Source organism: Sphingorhabdus contaminans, from assembly GCF_007280415.1.
Lineage (GTDB): Bacteria > Pseudomonadota > Alphaproteobacteria > Sphingomonadales > Sphingomonadaceae > Sphingorhabdus_B > Sphingorhabdus_B contaminans.
Window position 1 is genome coordinate 649,602 of sequence record NZ_VKKU01000002.1, and the last position, 14,866, is coordinate 664,467.

At 56.4% G+C, this 14,866-nt stretch carries 17 protein-coding genes; 7 read left to right on the plus strand and 10 right to left on the minus strand.

Going from position 1 to position 14,866, the window contains the following annotated elements; genetic code table 11:
- Nucleotide 1: 1 nt before the first annotated feature.
- From FOM92_RS11425 to FOM92_RS11435, 3 genes are read left to right on the plus strand one after another with little or no spacing between them, the layout of a single operon-like run.
- Nucleotides 2-784, plus strand: a complete 783-nt coding sequence (locus FOM92_RS11425) for an SDR family NAD(P)-dependent oxidoreductase (RefSeq protein ID WP_143776994.1) — start codon at nucleotides 2-4, stop codon at nucleotides 782-784.
- Nucleotides 784-1,578 (plus strand): SDR family NAD(P)-dependent oxidoreductase, encoded by a 795-nt coding sequence (locus tag FOM92_RS11430; protein ID WP_143776995.1) that lies wholly within the window; start codon nucleotides 784-786, stop codon nucleotides 1,576-1,578. The genes FOM92_RS11425 and FOM92_RS11430 overlap by 1 nt, the downstream gene beginning before the upstream one ends.
- Nucleotides 1,575-2,765: a serine hydrolase domain-containing protein gene (locus FOM92_RS11435; RefSeq protein ID WP_143776996.1), complete on the plus strand. Its 1,191-nt coding sequence runs from the start codon at nucleotides 1,575-1,577 to the stop codon at nucleotides 2,763-2,765. Before FOM92_RS11430 ends, FOM92_RS11435 begins: the two co-directional genes overlap by 4 nt.
- Here the strand turns inward: FOM92_RS11435 and FOM92_RS11440 are convergent.
- Genes FOM92_RS11440 through ispG form a run of 6 tightly spaced genes read right to left on the minus strand, consistent with a single transcriptional unit; the run spans nucleotide 2,744 to nucleotide 7,819 of the window.
- Complete coding sequence (locus FOM92_RS11440) at nucleotides 2,744-3,682, minus strand: hypothetical protein (RefSeq protein ID WP_143776997.1); 939 nt, start codon at nucleotides 3,680-3,682, stop codon at nucleotides 2,744-2,746. The two genes, FOM92_RS11435 and FOM92_RS11440, sit on opposite strands and share 22 nt — an antisense overlap.
- A 10-nt stretch (nucleotides 3,683-3,692) precedes the next feature.
- Complete coding sequence (locus FOM92_RS11445) at nucleotides 3,693-4,595, minus strand: DMT family transporter (protein ID WP_143776998.1); 903 nt, start codon at nucleotides 4,593-4,595, stop codon at nucleotides 3,693-3,695.
- On the minus strand, nucleotides 4,595-5,113 hold the full coding sequence (locus FOM92_RS11450; protein ID WP_170226870.1) for a thioredoxin family protein: 519 nt from the start codon (nucleotides 5,111-5,113) through the stop codon (nucleotides 4,595-4,597). Before FOM92_RS11450 ends, FOM92_RS11445 begins: the two co-directional genes overlap by 1 nt.
- Complete coding sequence (locus FOM92_RS11455) at nucleotides 5,110-5,604, minus strand: GNAT family N-acetyltransferase (RefSeq protein WP_143777000.1); 495 nt, start codon at nucleotides 5,602-5,604, stop codon at nucleotides 5,110-5,112. Before FOM92_RS11455 ends, FOM92_RS11450 begins: the two co-directional genes overlap by 4 nt.
- A gap of 10 nt (nucleotides 5,605-5,614) precedes the next feature.
- Nucleotides 5,615-6,625: an amidohydrolase family protein gene (locus FOM92_RS11460; RefSeq protein WP_143777001.1), complete on the minus strand. Its 1,011-nt coding sequence runs from the start codon at nucleotides 6,623-6,625 to the stop codon at nucleotides 5,615-5,617.
- Between the two features lie 54 nt (nucleotides 6,626-6,679).
- Complete coding sequence (ispG, locus tag FOM92_RS11465) at nucleotides 6,680-7,819, minus strand: flavodoxin-dependent (E)-4-hydroxy-3-methylbut-2-enyl-diphosphate synthase (RefSeq protein ID WP_143777002.1); 1,140 nt, start codon at nucleotides 7,817-7,819, stop codon at nucleotides 6,680-6,682.
- 107 nt (nucleotides 7,820-7,926) lie between these two features.
- Here ispG and FOM92_RS11470 point away from each other — a divergent pair, with 107 nt between their 5' ends.
- From FOM92_RS11470 to FOM92_RS11480, 3 genes are read left to right on the plus strand one after another with little or no spacing between them, the layout of a single operon-like run.
- Entirely contained in the window at nucleotides 7,927-8,478 is a 552-nt protein-coding gene (locus FOM92_RS11470; RefSeq protein ID WP_143777003.1) for a phosphatase PAP2 family protein, read from the plus strand.
- Nucleotides 8,479-8,504: 26 nt separating this feature from the next.
- Nucleotides 8,505-9,536, plus strand: a complete 1,032-nt coding sequence (locus FOM92_RS11475) for an isoaspartyl peptidase/L-asparaginase family protein (protein WP_143777004.1) — start codon at nucleotides 8,505-8,507, stop codon at nucleotides 9,534-9,536.
- 46 nt (nucleotides 9,537-9,582) lie between these two features.
- A complete protein-coding gene (locus FOM92_RS11480) occupies nucleotides 9,583-10,419 on the plus strand; it encodes a S1/P1 nuclease (protein WP_143777005.1) in 837 nt (278 codons plus the stop codon).
- Nucleotides 10,420-10,428: 9 nt separating this feature from the next.
- Here FOM92_RS11480 and FOM92_RS11485 read toward each other — a convergent pair whose 3' ends face one another.
- Entirely contained in the window at nucleotides 10,429-11,682 is a 1,254-nt protein-coding gene (locus FOM92_RS11485) for a hypothetical protein (protein ID WP_143777006.1), read from the minus strand.
- 158 nt (nucleotides 11,683-11,840) lie between these two features.
- Between FOM92_RS11485 and FOM92_RS11490 the strand changes: the two genes are divergently transcribed.
- Nucleotides 11,841-13,361 carry an acyl-CoA carboxylase subunit beta gene (locus tag FOM92_RS11490; RefSeq protein WP_143777007.1) on the plus strand — a complete coding sequence of 507 codons (1,521 nt, stop codon included), beginning with the start codon at nucleotides 11,841-11,843 and terminating at the stop codon, nucleotides 13,359-13,361.
- Nucleotides 13,362-13,376: 15 nt separating this feature from the next.
- Here FOM92_RS11490 and FOM92_RS11495 read toward each other — a convergent pair whose 3' ends face one another.
- Genes FOM92_RS11495 through FOM92_RS11505 form a run of 3 tightly spaced genes read right to left on the minus strand, consistent with a single transcriptional unit; the run spans nucleotide 13,377 to nucleotide 14,819 of the window.
- Complete coding sequence (locus tag FOM92_RS11495) at nucleotides 13,377-13,679, minus strand: hypothetical protein (protein ID WP_246087271.1); 303 nt, start codon at nucleotides 13,677-13,679, stop codon at nucleotides 13,377-13,379.
- 20 nt (nucleotides 13,680-13,699) lie between these two features.
- Nucleotides 13,700-13,903, minus strand: coding sequence for a type II toxin-antitoxin system antitoxin (locus tag FOM92_RS11500; protein ID WP_143777008.1), 204 nt, complete (start codon nucleotides 13,901-13,903; stop codon nucleotides 13,700-13,702).
- Nucleotides 13,904-13,913: 10 nt separating this feature from the next.
- Nucleotides 13,914-14,819: an SPFH domain-containing protein gene (locus FOM92_RS11505; protein ID WP_143777009.1), complete on the minus strand. Its 906-nt coding sequence runs from the start codon at nucleotides 14,817-14,819 to the stop codon at nucleotides 13,914-13,916.
- Nucleotides 14,820-14,866 lie beyond the last annotated feature (47 nt).

Sequence of the window (14,866 nt, forward strand, 5' to 3'; positions counted from 1 at the left end):
AATGTCGCTGTTCGATATGACCGGGCAAGTGGCTGTGATCACCGGCTCATCACGCGGGATAGGGAAAGCGATAGCGTGGGAAATGGCGGAACAGGGCGCCAAGGTCGTCATTTCAAGCCGCAAGCTCGACATCTGCGAAGAGGTCGCTGCCGACATTAACGGCAAATATGGTGAAGGCACGGCCATTGCCGTCGCTGCCAACATATCGTCGAAGGAAAGCCTGCAAAATCTGGTAGATGAAACGCATAAGGCTTTTGGCAAAATTACAGCACTCGTCTGCAATGCCGCATCCAATCCTTATTACGGACCGATGGCCGATATTTCGGACGAAGCATTCCAGAAGATTTTGACCAATAATATCGTCGCCAACAACTGGCTAATTTCCATGGTCGCGCCGGAAATGATTGCGCGCGGGGAAGGGTCGATAACGATCATTTCGTCGATAGGCGGACTGAAAGGATCATCCGTCATTGGCGCCTATTGCATTTCCAAAGCGGCCGATATGCAGCTCGCACGCAATTTGGCCGATGAATATGGACCCAAGGGAGTGCGGGTAAACTGCATTGCACCAGGACTTATCAAGACCGATTTCGCGAAGGCGTTGTGGGATGACCCCGCCACGCTGAAACGATCAACGGCGACCGCTTCACTCAAACGGATAGGCGAGCCACATGAGATTGCCGGTGCGGCGGTTTTTCTGGCATCCCCTGCGGGTGCCTTTATGACAGGACAGACAATGGTGATTGACGGTGGTGTTACCACCAGTGGTGGAGGAGTGGGTTAATGGGTGCTTTGGACGGCAAGGTTGCCATCATAACCGGGGCGGGATCAGGAATTGGCCGGGCCTCTGCTTTGCGCTTTGCCGCTGAAGGTGCGAAAGTCATATTGGGGGATATGGCACCGACTGTGCACGAGACTGCAGGCATGATCGGGCCTGCTGCAACCAGTGTGCAGATGGATGCAGGCGATGAAGCCGACGTCGCCGCGCTTGTCGCAAAAGCGATCGAACTCCATGGCCATGTCGACGTTGCATTCGCCAACGCGGGAATATCCGGCGGGATGGAAGGCATTTTCGACAATACGGTGGAAAACTTCACCAGCGTATTGAGGGTGAACCTGATCGGTCCTTGGTTGATGGTGAAGCACGCAGGCAAAGCTATGGTTGATGCCGGAAATGGCGGGTCGATAATCCTGACGGCGAGCGTCGCAGGAATTCGCTCAGGCGCTGGAGGACCGCCCTATTCGGCATCGAAAGCGGGTGTTATCAACTTGGCGAAAGTGTCCGCGCAGCAATTGTCGGGCACCAATGTCCGCTGCAACGCGATCTGCCCCGGCCTGACCGAAACCGGCATGACGAAGCCGACATTTGATTATGCAAAGGAAAAGGGTGTCACCGATAAAATCGGCAGACTCAACCCGCTTCGCCGGGGTGCGCAGCCAGAGGAACTTGCCAATGTGGCACTATTCCTGGCGAGCGATCAGGCCAGCTATGTTAACGGACAGGCCATTGCGGTTGACGGCGGCCTATCAAGCTCCCACCCGGTAACCCGGCAATTGACAGGACAAACAGCAGTATGAGCGCGGATGAATTAGGTTTTCTGCCTGACCGGCTTGCCCGGATACCGGAATTTGTACAGGCAAACTATCTCGACAACGGGAAACTGCCCTTTGCTTCTCTACTGGTCGGTCGCGGCGATGATATCGCGCTGAGGTGGAATTCGGGCGTTGCGGAAGATGCCATTTTCCGCATCGCATCTATGACCAAGCCGATTACATCGGTCGCGTTCATGCAATTGGTTGAACAGGGCAAGGTTGCGCTGACAGATCCGGTAGCCAAATATATACCGGAATTTGCAACGCTCGGCGTGTTCGTAGCCGGGGGTGGAAACGTCCCCTTTGTCTCCCGTCCCCCCGCATCGCCTATCCGCATTGTCGACCTGCTTCGTCATACTGCCGGCTTCACCTACAGCTTTCAGGAACGCAGCAATATTGATGCTGCTCATCGTAAGACGGAAGTCGAAAGTTGGAACCGCAATACATCGCAAAGCTTTATCGACATATTGGCGGGCATACCGTTGGAATTCGACCCGGGAACAGAATGGAACTATTCCGTTGCCACCGATATTGTCGGTGTCCTGATTGAACGAATTAGCGGCATGAGCCTTCCTGACTATTTCCGGCAACATATTTTTGGGCCGCTCGGGATGGACGACACTGCCTTCATGGTACCGGCTGATAAAGCGGCGCGTCTGCCAGAGGCTTATGTTTTCGACGCGGAAACGAAATTGAAGCTCGCCGATAAGGCAGGCTCTGAAAGCCTATGGGCCAAGGGCTGGTCGTTTAACTCCGGTGGCGGCGGATTGGCTTCGACGGTCGCCGATTACCATCGTTTCTGCCGCATGCTTTTGAATGGCGGCGCCTTGGATGGCGTGCAGATCATCAGCCCAAAAACACTCGAGTTGATGACCGCCAACCATCTTCCCGGCGGCAAAGACCTGACACAGATGTCGAAGTCTCTATTCAGTGAAGCGGATATGGCGGGCATTGGTTTCGGCCTTGGATTTGCCACAACGATCGATAATGCCGCCACGTTGGTGCCCTGCTCTAACGGCGACTTTTATTGGGGTGGAATGTATTCGACCGCTTTCTTCGTCGATCCGGTCGAAGATATCATCATGATCTTCATGACCCAGCTTATGCCGTCGACAACCTATCCGGTGCGGCGCGAAATAAAGACGATGATCTATTCGGCTTTAGCGGCATGAAGAAGCGCGATGGCGCGGCGGGTTGAGGCGACATAACTGCCGCGGTCATAGCGGTAGGTGCCGATATAGTGGATGAACGCCGGGTGCGGCGGCAATTCTTCTTCCCAATGGTTCGTATAGCGGTCGTACGGCAGCTGAATGGGTTCAGGATCGTTGGCGATCACGAAATTGGACGCGGCCTGTTCGCTGCCCCATTCGTTAAAGCGCGGGCCGACGGCGCGGCCGGCATCCTGCGCAAAACGTTCCACCATGGTGCGCCCGTTGGCAGACCGCGCAAAGCCGGCAAAGCCCGCACAGCCACGAATATATTTCAGATCGGACGCACCCGGAACATCACGTAAGGATGCTTCGATAACCGACTGGATATGCGGATAGATCGGGCCATCGGGATAGATGGTGTTGATCATCTGCGGGATGGTCATGAAACCATGCTGCGCATCTTCGACCCCGCCACCCAAAGTGAAACTGCGGTTCGCATCTATGGCCGCTACTATCTCCTCCACGGGACCCAATGTGACGGTGTCGGAATCCAGTTGGATGACATAATGGTCACGCCGAAGATCCAATATGGCCAGCAGCCGTTCCCAGCAATTGCCTTTGGGGCAAGGCGCCGTAGCGATATCGCCAAATGTCAAAATCTGCGGGTTGCCGCAATGGTGGGCCAAATGCGCCTTGTCCGCTGCGGTCAGGGTGCCATCATCCAGCAGCATGATCCGTCCCCGCTGCAACTGCGCATGCAGCGATTTGACGGCGACGAGATAGGGCAGCAGCACGGCTGTTCCGATCATGGAAAACAGGATCACGCCGTCGTCCCGCGGGATGATGGGCGGCGTATCCAATATCGACCGTACCGCGCGGCCATGCTGCCACGCGGCTATCCTCCGGCTCAACGCCGACCAGTAAGCAGCAACGGTCATCCCGCGTCCCTTATACCGAAGCGATTTCGACTTGATTAACAGGGGTGGGTTTTGCGCGTGCCGCGATCAGGCTGCCACATATGATGCACAGCGTACCGAAGAGTACCGGCCAAGTGAGTTTTTCCGAGAAGAACACCCAGCCGAAAAGAGCGGCCCAGACGAAACCCGTATATTCGACCGGGATCAATATCTGCGCTTCCGCCCGGGCATATGCCCAACTGAGCAACAACAGCGAAATCGTCGCCAGCACCGCCGCGCCAGCCAGCATCGGGGCCTTGTCGACAGGCATTGGCATCAGAAACCATGGCGCAGCAAAGCTGAGCGTTGCGGCCACGAACAAATTTTGGAAAAAGGCAATCTCGATCGGTCCTGCAACCTGCGCCTGCTGGCGCGCCAGTATCAGATTATAGGCAAAGACGATCGCAGAGAAGAGCACAGCCGCAACTCCCCATAACTGGCCCAGCGTATAATGACCGCTGAAACGTCCGGCCAATATGACCGCGACCCCTGCAATGCCTGCCACCGATGCCCAGATTGCCTCACGGCCAATTTTCTCACCCAACAATACCGCCGCGAGGTAAAGTGCTATAACAGGGGCGATAAAGCTTAGCCCAATCGCCTCTGCCAAAGGTAATTGCGTGATCGACCAGAAAAAGCTCACCGCCATAACCGACACAACAACGCTCCGCCAAAGATGCAGTTTCAGCACCACAGCCGCCGGCCAGCGTTGCCGCGTGCCAATGAACAGAACCCCCATGAACAGGGCGCCCAAACAGTTGCGCCACATGACCGCATTGAACGCACCCAGCGCGAGCGCGAGGTCTTTCATCACAGCATCCATCAACGAAAAAGTCGCGATGCCCGCGGACGCGACGAGGAAAGGAATAGCAGGACGAGGGTGCAATTCAGCCATCAGCCGTTCGTTTTGAATGTCGCGAAGTAACGGTAGATTTCATCCTCGCTCCGGCTTGCCGCATTGCGCCAGCCGATAGCATCCTTTTTGCTGTTCAAGCGTTCGCCGTCTGCAGAAATGACCAATACGAGTGGCGTATTTTTGACCTTGTTGATGCCAAAATGCCGCGCAATATCGAGATTACGGCCCTTGCCGATTTGCGGTGTTCCGACGTCGATATAGACAATGTTGTAACGGTCGCGCATCATATCCGAGAAGCGGGGCGTGTCGAGCCATCCGGCGAGGCCGATGCTGTCATGGCACCAGTTTGCCCCCATGATTACCAGCACGGTCTTGTCATTCTGCTTCGCCTCGGACAGTGCGCGTTCCAGATCGGCGTGCGCATCCTTCTCGGCAACAAAGGCTAAGGCTTCTGGATTTGATGGGCGCCTGGCCTCAGCAACAGGTTTGTCCGGCAATGGTTGGGCTGTGGCAGCACCTGCGGCCAGCAGCAGACCCAGCAAGAATTCGCCGGTCATGGTTGGCCCGCCAATGCGACCAGCGCATCGCCATCGACGCGGAACGTCGTCCATTCATCCATCGGTTTGGCGCCCAATGCTTTGTAAAAGCGGATGGCAGGTTCGTTCCAGTCAAGCACCCACCATTCCAGCCGCGCGCAATCACGCTCGACCGCCAAACGCGCCAGGTGCTGAAGGAACGCTTTGCCAAGCCCTGCCCCCCGCGCTTCGGGCCGCACAAACAGGTCTTCCAGATAAATTCCGGGCTTTCCTTCAAAGGTCGAAAAATTGTGGAAGAACAATGCAAATCCCTGGGCGGCGCCGTTGACTTCGCCTATCAGAACCTCCGCATAAGGCCGCTCTCTTGCGCTCCTGCCGAACAGCCGTTCGCCGAGAGCAGCTTCGTCAAAGCGGACTTCATGGGCCAACCGCTCATATTCCGCCAGATCGCGAATGAACTGGGCGATTAGTGGAAGGTCGGCGGGTGTCGCCATCCGGATTGCATGGTTCATCTGCTTCACTTCACATCGATTGATGCTTGGCAATTGTTGCCGCATCCAGCCTTAGAAAACGCGCCGCATTATTATACAAAATGTTCCGCTTTTGCGCTTCGTTCAAAAAGGGCGCGTCCTTAATAATCTGAATACTGCGCTCAATAGTTTCAGGCCAAACCATCTGGTCCGACCCGAACATGATCCGTTCGCCAAAACCAGCGTCGACCAGCGACTGCAAATAACGGTAAAAAGTAGGTCGTGGCTGGGTGTAAACAATCACGCCGGTATCCACATAAACCTGCGGATGCGCGTAGAGGAGCGCCATCGTATCATCTAGGTAAGGAAAGCCGGCATGCATGATGTTCACCCGCAACTTGGGATGCTTTACAAGCACGTCCTCTAGCAAAGTCGGGTTCGAAAGCTTGGCGCGATAGCCACTTCCCGGGAAATACGCGATACCCGGCGCGCCGGGACCCATGTGGATTGCAACGGGCACATCATTCGCTTCAGCAGCTGCCCACAATTCCTTGAGCTGAGCGTCATTGGGAGCGATGCCTTCATATTGGAAACCGAGTTCGCCCAACACCGTAATGCCACCGCTTTTCTTTATGTCGGCCAATTCCTTGCCAAATTCTGTCGGAATGGGCAGGTCGGGCATCAGGCTGGGCATCACGCGATCCGGCGAAGCCGCCTTCCACGCCTGCAGCAATTTCATTCGGCCACTGACTACGCCGATGACATTATGCTTTTCCATTACCGCAAGAGACCGGCGCATGACCTCTTCCGTCGTTTCTGGCGACCAGATAGGATCGGTGCAATTCGGTTTTTTGAACGTCCCTACAAACATGTCGAGAATAGTCTTGCTATTGTCCCATGTCGGCATCGGATTGAGCGGAGTGCACATCGCCAGTGGAGGCGGTCCCTGATCATCAGCGGCCAGCGCATGGACATGCATGTCAATTATCGGCTCGCGCGCCGCAACATTTCCTGCATAGCCAAGCAGTCCGGCAGCCACCACGGCCGATAACTTCTTCTTCATAAACGCAAACTCCCCCGATTGAATTTCAGGGGATTGCACCTCGTCACCTGTGCGTCAAGCGGCCTTGCCGTGCAGTGAATCCATGCTGACGCTTGCCCCTGCGTCAATTTCCGCTGCCTTTGCTTCGACCAGCTTGACGATATGGCTGATCATGTCCGCATCCTCCACATGGTGGTCGGTTACCCCCGACAGATAAACCATATGCTTGCCATTGCCGCCGCCGGTAATACCGATGTCGGTTTCGCGTGCTTCACCCGGACCATTGACCACACAGCCCAAGACCGAAAGGCTCATCGGTGTCTTGATATGGCTGAGTGCATCTTCCAATTTCTGCACCGTGCGGATCACGTCGAAGCCCTGCCGCGCACAGCTAGGGCAGCTCACGACACGCACGCCACGTGTCCGCAGGCCGAGTGCTTTCAAAATTTCGTAGCCGACGCGCACTTCTTCTTCAGGTTCGGCCGACAGGCTGACACGGATGGTATCCCCAATTCCGGCCCACAGCAAATTGCCCAGACCTATGGAGGATTTGACCGTCCCGCCAATCAGACCGCCAGCTTCGGTAATGCCGAGATGCAATGGACAGTCAACGGCTTCGGCAAGGCCCATATAGGCTGCCACCGCCAGAAACACATCGGATGCCTTTACCGCGACCTTATATTCGTGAAAGTCCCGGTCTTGCAGCAACTTGATATGATCGAGCGCGCTTTCGATCAGGGCTTCAGGGCACGGCTCACCATATTTTTCGAGCAGGTCCTTTTCCAGACTGCCTGCATTGACGCCGATGCGGATGGCGCAACCATTTGCCTTGGCTGCGTTGACAACCTCGTTCACCCGCTCGGCCGAGCCTATATTTCCGGGGTTGATGCGCAGGCAGGCGGCACCTGCATCTGCCGCTTCAAGAGCCCGCTTATAATGGAAATGGATGTCGGCAACGATGGGAACCTGCGCGGCGCGCACAATCTGTTTCAGAGCCGCGGTGCTATCGACATCCGGGCAGGACACGCGAATGATGTCGGCACCTGCATCTTCGCAACGACGGATCTGGTCAATCGTTGCGGAAGCATCGCTGGTCAGCGTGTTGGTCATGGTCTGTACGGTGATGGGTGCATCCCCGCCAACAGGTACATTGCCGACCATGATCTGGCGGGACGTGCGGCGCGCAATATCGCGCCAGGGGCGTATCGAAGACATGGCCTTGCCTATACTAGCCCCATTGCACCAACGCAATCAGGCTTCTCTGGCTTATAGGGAAATGCCTCTCTATAACCACAACCGGGGTCATAATTGCGGAGCAAAAAATGAAACATTCCCTTACCGCTTCACTCATTCTTGTTGCAGCCACAGTCGGACTTCCGTCCACAGCTCAGGCGAAAGATGAAGACGCCTGGGCGACGGCCAGTGACGTCGGCGTCTACGGCCTGACCGCCGTCGCGCTCGGCCTGCCGCTTATCAAGGGCGACGAACAGGGTGCCTTTCAGGCGGCAGGATCAATTGGTGCTGCCTTGCTGGTAACCACCGGTTTGAAAGAAACGTTCCCGGAATTGCGTCCTGACGGCAGCGACCGCAAAAGCTTCCCTTCCGGACATACCAGCCGTGCATTTGCGGCAGCGTCGACCATTTACAACCGTGAAGGCCCATCCGCCGGCATCCCCGCAATGGCAGTCGCCAGTTTTGTGGGTGTGGCCCGCGTACAGGCAGACAAGCATTTTTGGCATGATGTGCTCGTCGGTGCTGGAATTGGTATGGCATCAGGATTTCTGATCACGCGGCAACGAAGCGAAAAGCAGGCCATGATAGTCCCGTGGGGCGACACCAAGAGTGCCGGCGTCAGTGTAGCGATGCGCTTCTAAACCTTGTCCACATAAGAGGGTCAAAAATGCGTCCTTTTTTCAGTTCAATATGGTTGCTTTTGATACTATCTCTCGGCACATCGCTTGCCGCCCATCCCGGTGCGCATACCCATGATCAAAAGGACAAAAAAGTGGCTGACAAAAGCTGGACCCTCGTAATTCATGGCGGCGCAGGCAGCATGACCCGTGGCAAGTTATCCGCTGAACAGGATGGTGCTGCGCGCGCAGGCCTTACCAAAGCGCTGGAAGCAGGTTCTGCCATTTTAAAGGAGGGAGGCAGTGCAATGGATGCGGTGAGCGCTGCGATCATGGTGCTGGAAGATGACGAGCATTTCAACGCGGGTCGCGGCGCGGTCTTCACCTATAAGGGCGTGAACGAACTCGACGCGTCCATCATGGATGGAAAGACTCTCGGCGCAGGCGCAGTAACCGGGGCGCGCTACACCAAAAATCCGATCCTTCTCGCCCGCGCGGTGATGGAAAAAAGCCCGCATGTGATGTTAAGCCGTGAAGGGGCGGATGAATTCAGCCGTGAGCAAGGTCTGGAACAGGTAAATCCGGATTACTTTGCGACGCCCGAACGCTGGCGCCAGTTGGAAGAGTTGAAAGCGAAGAAACTGGGTTGGTATGATGTCGACCTGAAATATGGAACAGTTGGTGCCGTTGCCGTTGATAGCGAAGGCAATGTCGCGGCGGGGACATCGACGGGCGGACTGACCGGCAAACGCTGGGGACGGATCGGCGATAGTCCGGTCATCGGTGCAGGCAATTATGCCGACAACCGCGCTTGCGGGGTTTCTGCAACAGGGGCTGGCGAGTTCTTCATCCGGTTGGGCGTGGCGCATGAAATCTGTGCGCGGATGCGTATGCTGGGCGAAGATGCGAAAACGGCATCGAACCATGTCATCAAGGAACTGGGATTACTGGGCGGGACCGGGGGCGTTATCGTCACGGCGCCCGACGGCACGGCAACCTTCGCGTTCAATACGCCCGGCATGTATCGCGGGAAAGCGACCAGCAAAGGGGAAAAGTCGGTCGCGATATATGGGGATGAATGAAGGATAAGGCTTTCCTTTTCAGGCAGCCACCGCTTTAGCAGCGCATATGAATCGCCTTTTCGCTGCCCTTTTTGTCCTGATCATCCCCATCGCCCCGGTTCAGGCATATTGGGAATATGGGCATGAGACGGTCGCGCAAATTGCCGAAGCAAATATGTCGCAAAATGCGCGTGGTGCCGTTCGGCAACTGCTGCGCGCTGCGCCTTTATTGGGAACACCCCAATGCTCTTTGCGGGATATGAAAGATTTGAGCGTCTGGGCGGATTGCATCAAGGGTGACCGGGTGCGGTGGGGCTATACCAACAGCTGGCATTACCAGAATGTCGATATCTGCAAGCCATTCGACCTTAAGAGCGCGTGCGCGGACGGCAATTGTGTTTCGGCGCAGATTGATCGCAATGTTGCTCTTCTCAAGAATCGGGCGCTGCCAAGGCATGTCCGGCTGGAGGCGCTGGCTTTTCTGATCCATTTTGTTGGCGATTTGCATCAACCCTTGCATGCGGGTGACCATGATGACCGGGGCGGGAACGACCTCAAGGCGAGTTACGGAATTATGCCAGGTTACAATCTCCATTCCATCTGGGATGGGCTTCTCGCCGATCGTGCCTTGTCTGCCGCGCCTGCACTTGTCCGGAAATTCCCCGCGGATGAAAAAGCGAAGATGACGGCAGGAACAACGCGTGACTGGAGTATGGAGAATTGGGCCGTATCGCGCGATATCGCCTATCGCCGCGCGGTCGACGGAGATCCGTGTGGTGCCAAGCCGCAAGGGCCTGTCACAATTGACGAAGCCGATGTGGCTGCTTCCCGCGCGACGTTGCGCCTTCAGGTTGAACGGGGCGGATTGCGTTTGGCGCGCTTGCTTGAAGAGGCATTATCCTGACACAAGGAATCAAGGTTGCCAGTCTTCAAAATGGGTCGCAGGCTTTGCATCGCGTGTGGTGACCAGATAATCGAAGCCATTCAGGACAAAACGCGCCAATTCCGGCAGATCGCGTTTCTGCTTTCCCGAAAGGCGAAGACGGATCGCTGTCAACGGGATCACGACATGGCCAGTAGCCGGCAGAGCATCCACTGATATCCCTGCCGCGGCCAATAGAGCGCCCATCCCCTCATCTTCATACGGCTTGACGGCAGTCACCCGGGTTTCGGACGGGGCTATCGACCGGACAGAACCGGCAACCGGAATGAAAGCAATGTGAAGCGATTTTTTTCCATTGGCGGCGGCAAGACCAGGCAGCAGGGATCCGAGGTCATAAATACCAACAGGGGTGGTCCCCCGGCCGAGATGATTAGCCCCCATCTTCAACAGCACCTTGGGTGCACGCCCGGATTTCTTGTAGTTTTCCAGAAAATAGTGCTGCATCAGCGCGCTGCGGAGCTCGTTCGACACGGCATAGGAACCACTGTTGTTCAGTTGGTAGATTTTTGCGCTGGCCGCGAGTGCTTCTACGAGGCTGAGCGCTGCCTTGTCGCCAGCAAATGCTTTGGATAACGCGCCAAAATCGTCTGCATTGGCTTTTGCCAGCCAGGCGTCATCGAAAGCAAGCTTGCCCAGTGCAATTCTATCGGCTTCCGAAATGCCCAACATTCTGTTGCGGACGGCCTCGTCCTTCGTGCGCCGGGATAGGCCTTCCAACAGGATCATTGGCGCGCCCATAAATTCCTGATCGATACCCCAAAGGCGCGATGTGCCATTGGCCTCAATGAACCCGGCGGCAAGAGCCGCGTCTTCAACATTGCTTGTAAAAGGCATGGCAAGCCCCTTGCCTTTCAGGGCGGCCCCTACCTTCTTCAGGCCATTTGATGTCGTGATGCCGGAAAAATGGTTGCCGAGCCATTCGGCACTGAAGGGTCCTATTTCCGCTGCATGGTAAACTGACCCACCATGACGCTCCATGTCCGCGGCCAACGCTTGTGCCAATATCGGTGCATCAGCAAAGCCATGGTCCTCACCCAAGGCAACAAACTGCGCATCGTCCAGATCATTCCTGATCCGTTCACCACCCGGCCCGGAAAGCCCGCTCTGCGCAAAGGTCAGGGGTAAAATCTCTACCGGAGGAATAGCGCTATCGGGTGCGGACGCCGACAAAGGAAGGGCTGTAATGAGCAAAGCCCCCATCGCGACCAGAGCCTTCTTTAACAATATACCTCTCCCAGATGCATTTCGCTGTGTATTATACATATAATACAGCTTGGCGCAATCTGAATAAAATGTTTGTATTGAAGAGGCGAAAGCAGGTTAACTGGTACCTGAATCAGGAAGTTTGGCGGACGAATATCATCCGTAGCGAGAGGCACCGCATGAGTTGGAAAAAAGAAGTCGAAGATATCCGTCGCCGGGGGGAGCTTGCCGAAAATATGGGTGGCGCAGAAAAGGTGGCGCGCCAACATGGGCAGGGAAAACTGGATGCGCGCGAGCGGATCAGAAGGTTGCTCGACTCCGACAGTTTTCGCGAGATAGGAAAGATTGCCGGACGCGGCAGCTATGATGAAAAAGGCGAACTGACCGATTTCGCCGCATCAAATTTTATCTTCGGACGTGGACGGATCGATGGACGACCAGTCGTCGCAACAGCGGACGACTTCACGGTCCGGGGCGGGGCAGCCGATGCCGCCCTGCACCGAAAATTTATACAGGCCGAGAAGATGGCGCACGAGATGCGTCTGCCCCTCATCCGCATGATCGACGGTACGGGAGGGGGCGGTTCGGTCAAAAGCCTCGAGGATATGGGTTTCACCTATGTGCCGGTAACCCCGGGTTGGGAAGATATTGTTACCAATCTTGAAACCGTACCCGTTGTCGCGCTGGCGCTTGGTCCCACTGCAGGAATGGGTGCGGCGCGTACGGTAGCCAGCCATTATTCGATCATGGTCAAGGGTCTGTCCCAGCTATTTGCTGCAGGGCCCGTGGTAGCCGCCCAGATCGGCGAAGAGCTGTCCAAAGAGGAACTTGGCGGGTCAGAGATCCATACCCGCAATGGCGTTGTCGACGAGGAGGTCGCGAACGAGAATGAAGCGTTCGCCTTTGCCCGCCGCTTTCTGTCCTATCTGCCATCCTCGATCGATCGTCTCGCCGAACGGTCGGTCTGCACCGATCGAGTTGAACGACGGGAGGAGAAATTGCTGTCCATCGTGCCGCGCGATGAAAAGCAGGTCTATTCCATGCGCGCAGTCATGAATGCCGTGTTCGATGCAGACAGCGTGTTTGAAATGGGCAAACGCTGGGGACGCGCCGCGATCACCGCCTTCGCGCGGCTGGACGGCTGGCCGGTTGCGGTGCTGGCGTCCGATCCAACCTTTCTCGGTGGATCATGGGAAGCGCTGACCAGCCAGAAAGTGAAGCGCTTCGTCGAACTGGCCGAACGCTTCCGATTGCCGGTCGTCCATCTCGTCGACAATCCCGGATTTATGATCGGGCTGGAGGCCGAACGCTCCGGCACCATCCGTTTTGGCGTCGAAGCGATGAACGCAGTCTATAAGGCGAAGATTCCCTGGGCGTCGGTCATCATCCGCCGCGCTTATGGCATTGCGGGCAGCGCGATGTCGAACGGAGAGCGTTTCCAATACCGTTTCGCCTGGCCATCGGGCGACTGGGGCAGCCTGCCCATCGCCGGCGGGCTGGAGGCGGCGTATAAATCGGAAATAGCCGCATCCGCAGACCCCGTCGCCAAACTTGCCGAGATCAAGGCGCGGCTCAACGCGGTGACGTCCCCGTTCCGGACAGCCGAGAAATTCAATGTCGAGGATATCATCGACCCGCGCGACACCCGGCCATTACTGTGCGAATTTGCCGATCTGGCGTGGCGCCGGTTAGGGGCGTGACAACTGAGCGGTGGGTCAATCCCTGCCGTTACGCCATTTCCAGCCGCCTTCTGTACGGGCCGCATAAATTGGCATTGGTCCAAATGCGACCACCAAAATAAGAGGCACCATGACAAGCGGACGGTCCGCCAGCAGGAGCGCGATGCCCAAAAGAACCGCCATATGGGAAAGCAGAAGCACCCATCCCTGCCATTTGAACGGAAGCCCCGCGCCATATCCAAAACGCTTGGCCCGGAACCAGGGTCCTTTGTCCATGAAATGATGCAGCATTGTCTCAGCCTTTCTTCCGGCCCCGTCATCGGGGGCGCAGATCGCCATTTGTTACACCCAAGCTTGTTCTAATCCGCTTCCTTGCGCGGCCGTCCGCGCTTGGGTGTCTCACTCATCCCGACCTTGATACCACGCCGTGCCAGTGCCTCGCGCAGCAACACTTCAATTTGGGCATTGGCGCTCCGCAAATCCGCCGCCGCAATCCGCTCGACCGCCGCAAAAAGTGCGGGGTCGATGCGAAGCGGAAAGGCTTTTTTTGGAGGAGCGCCCAAACCGTTATCCTCAGCTGTATAGCGTACCGGTGTTTACAACCGGCTGCGTATCGCGCTCACCACACAATACAACCATCAGATTGGACACCATCGCTGCCCGCCGTTCGTCGTCCAGTTCGACCACATTTTTGGCCGACAGCATTTCCAGCGCCATTTCAACCATTCCCACGGCGCCTTCGACCAATGTCTTGCGCGCGGCCACGACGGCTTCGGCCTGTTGACGGCGCAGCATGGCCCCAGCGATTTCCTGCGCATAGGCAAGATGGGTAAAGCCACATTCGTCAACGGTGATACCCGCAACGGCAAGCCGTGCCATCAACTCTGCACGCAATTCCGCGCCGACCTGATCATGATTACCCCGCAAAGTGACTTCTTGATGGGTGAAGTCATCATAGGGATAACGCGCACCGATCGTCCGCACCGCAGCCTCGATCTGGGCGATGACGAAAGCTTTATAGTCATCGACATCGAACAGCGCCTGCGCCGTGTCGGTCACACGCCAAACGACCTGCGCCGCCATCTCGATCGGGTTGCCCCGCAGATCGTTGACCTTGATTTTTTCCGAAATGAGATTGTTGGCTCTGAGCGAAATTTTGGATTTGCCCATCCACGGCCAGACCCAGCGCAGGCCTTCATTCCGATCAGTCCCTTTATAGGCGCCGAACAATGTAATCGCGACGCCCTGGTTGGGCTGGATCATGTAAAAGCCAGCCGAAAGCAGGAAAAAGAAAAATAACGAACCTATAAGCCCGATGAAGTCGATCGCGGTGGCGTTGTCGCCCCCGCTAATAACGCCCACCAGCGACCAGATGCCATATCCCAAAAAGGTGAGCATCAGCAAAAGCGCAAGATAGCCGCTAAATCCGCCGGCACGCGTTTCGCGACTAGCGTTCAATGTTGTAACCGGTTCCGTCATAAAAACCTCCCAATAAATATGATATCATATTTATATCATTTCACCGG

Coding starts and splice junctions, on each gene's coding strand:
- FOM92_RS11445 (WP_143776998.1), bottom strand. CDS start 4,595: ATGGCTGAATTGCACCCTCGTCCTGCTATTCCTTTCCTCGTCGCGTCC.
- FOM92_RS11430 (WP_143776995.1), top strand. CDS start 784: ATGGGTGCTTTGGACGGCAAGGTTGCCATCATAACCGGGGCGGGATCA.
- FOM92_RS11505 (WP_143777009.1), bottom strand. CDS start 14,819: ATGACGGAACCGGTTACAACATTGAACGCTAGTCGCGAAACGCGTGCC.
- FOM92_RS11455 (WP_143777000.1), bottom strand. CDS start 5,604: ATGAACCATGCAATCCGGATGGCGACACCCGCCGACCTTCCACTAATC.
- FOM92_RS11490 (WP_143777007.1), top strand. CDS start 11,841: ATGAGTTGGAAAAAAGAAGTCGAAGATATCCGTCGCCGGGGGGAGCTT.
- FOM92_RS11470 (WP_143777003.1), top strand. CDS start 7,927: ATGAAACATTCCCTTACCGCTTCACTCATTCTTGTTGCAGCCACAGTC.
- FOM92_RS11440 (WP_143776997.1), bottom strand. CDS start 3,682: ATGACCGTTGCTGCTTACTGGTCGGCGTTGAGCCGGAGGATAGCCGCG.
- FOM92_RS11495 (WP_246087271.1), bottom strand. CDS start 13,679: ATGGCGATCTGCGCCCCCGATGACGGGGCCGGAAGAAAGGCTGAGACA.
- FOM92_RS11480 (WP_143777005.1), top strand. CDS start 9,583: ATGAATCGCCTTTTCGCTGCCCTTTTTGTCCTGATCATCCCCATCGCC.
- FOM92_RS11425 (WP_143776994.1), top strand. CDS start 2: ATGTCGCTGTTCGATATGACCGGGCAAGTGGCTGTGATCACCGGCTCA.
- FOM92_RS11435 (WP_143776996.1), top strand. CDS start 1,575: ATGAGCGCGGATGAATTAGGTTTTCTGCCTGACCGGCTTGCCCGGATA.
- ispG (WP_143777002.1), bottom strand. CDS start 7,819: ATGTCTTCGATACGCCCCTGGCGCGATATTGCGCGCCGCACGTCCCGC.
- FOM92_RS11450 (WP_170226870.1), bottom strand. CDS start 5,113: ATGACCGGCGAATTCTTGCTGGGTCTGCTGCTGGCCGCAGGTGCTGCC.
- FOM92_RS11460 (WP_143777001.1), bottom strand. CDS start 6,625: ATGAAGAAGAAGTTATCGGCCGTGGTGGCTGCCGGACTGCTTGGCTAT.
- FOM92_RS11475 (WP_143777004.1), top strand. CDS start 8,505: ATGCGTCCTTTTTTCAGTTCAATATGGTTGCTTTTGATACTATCTCTC.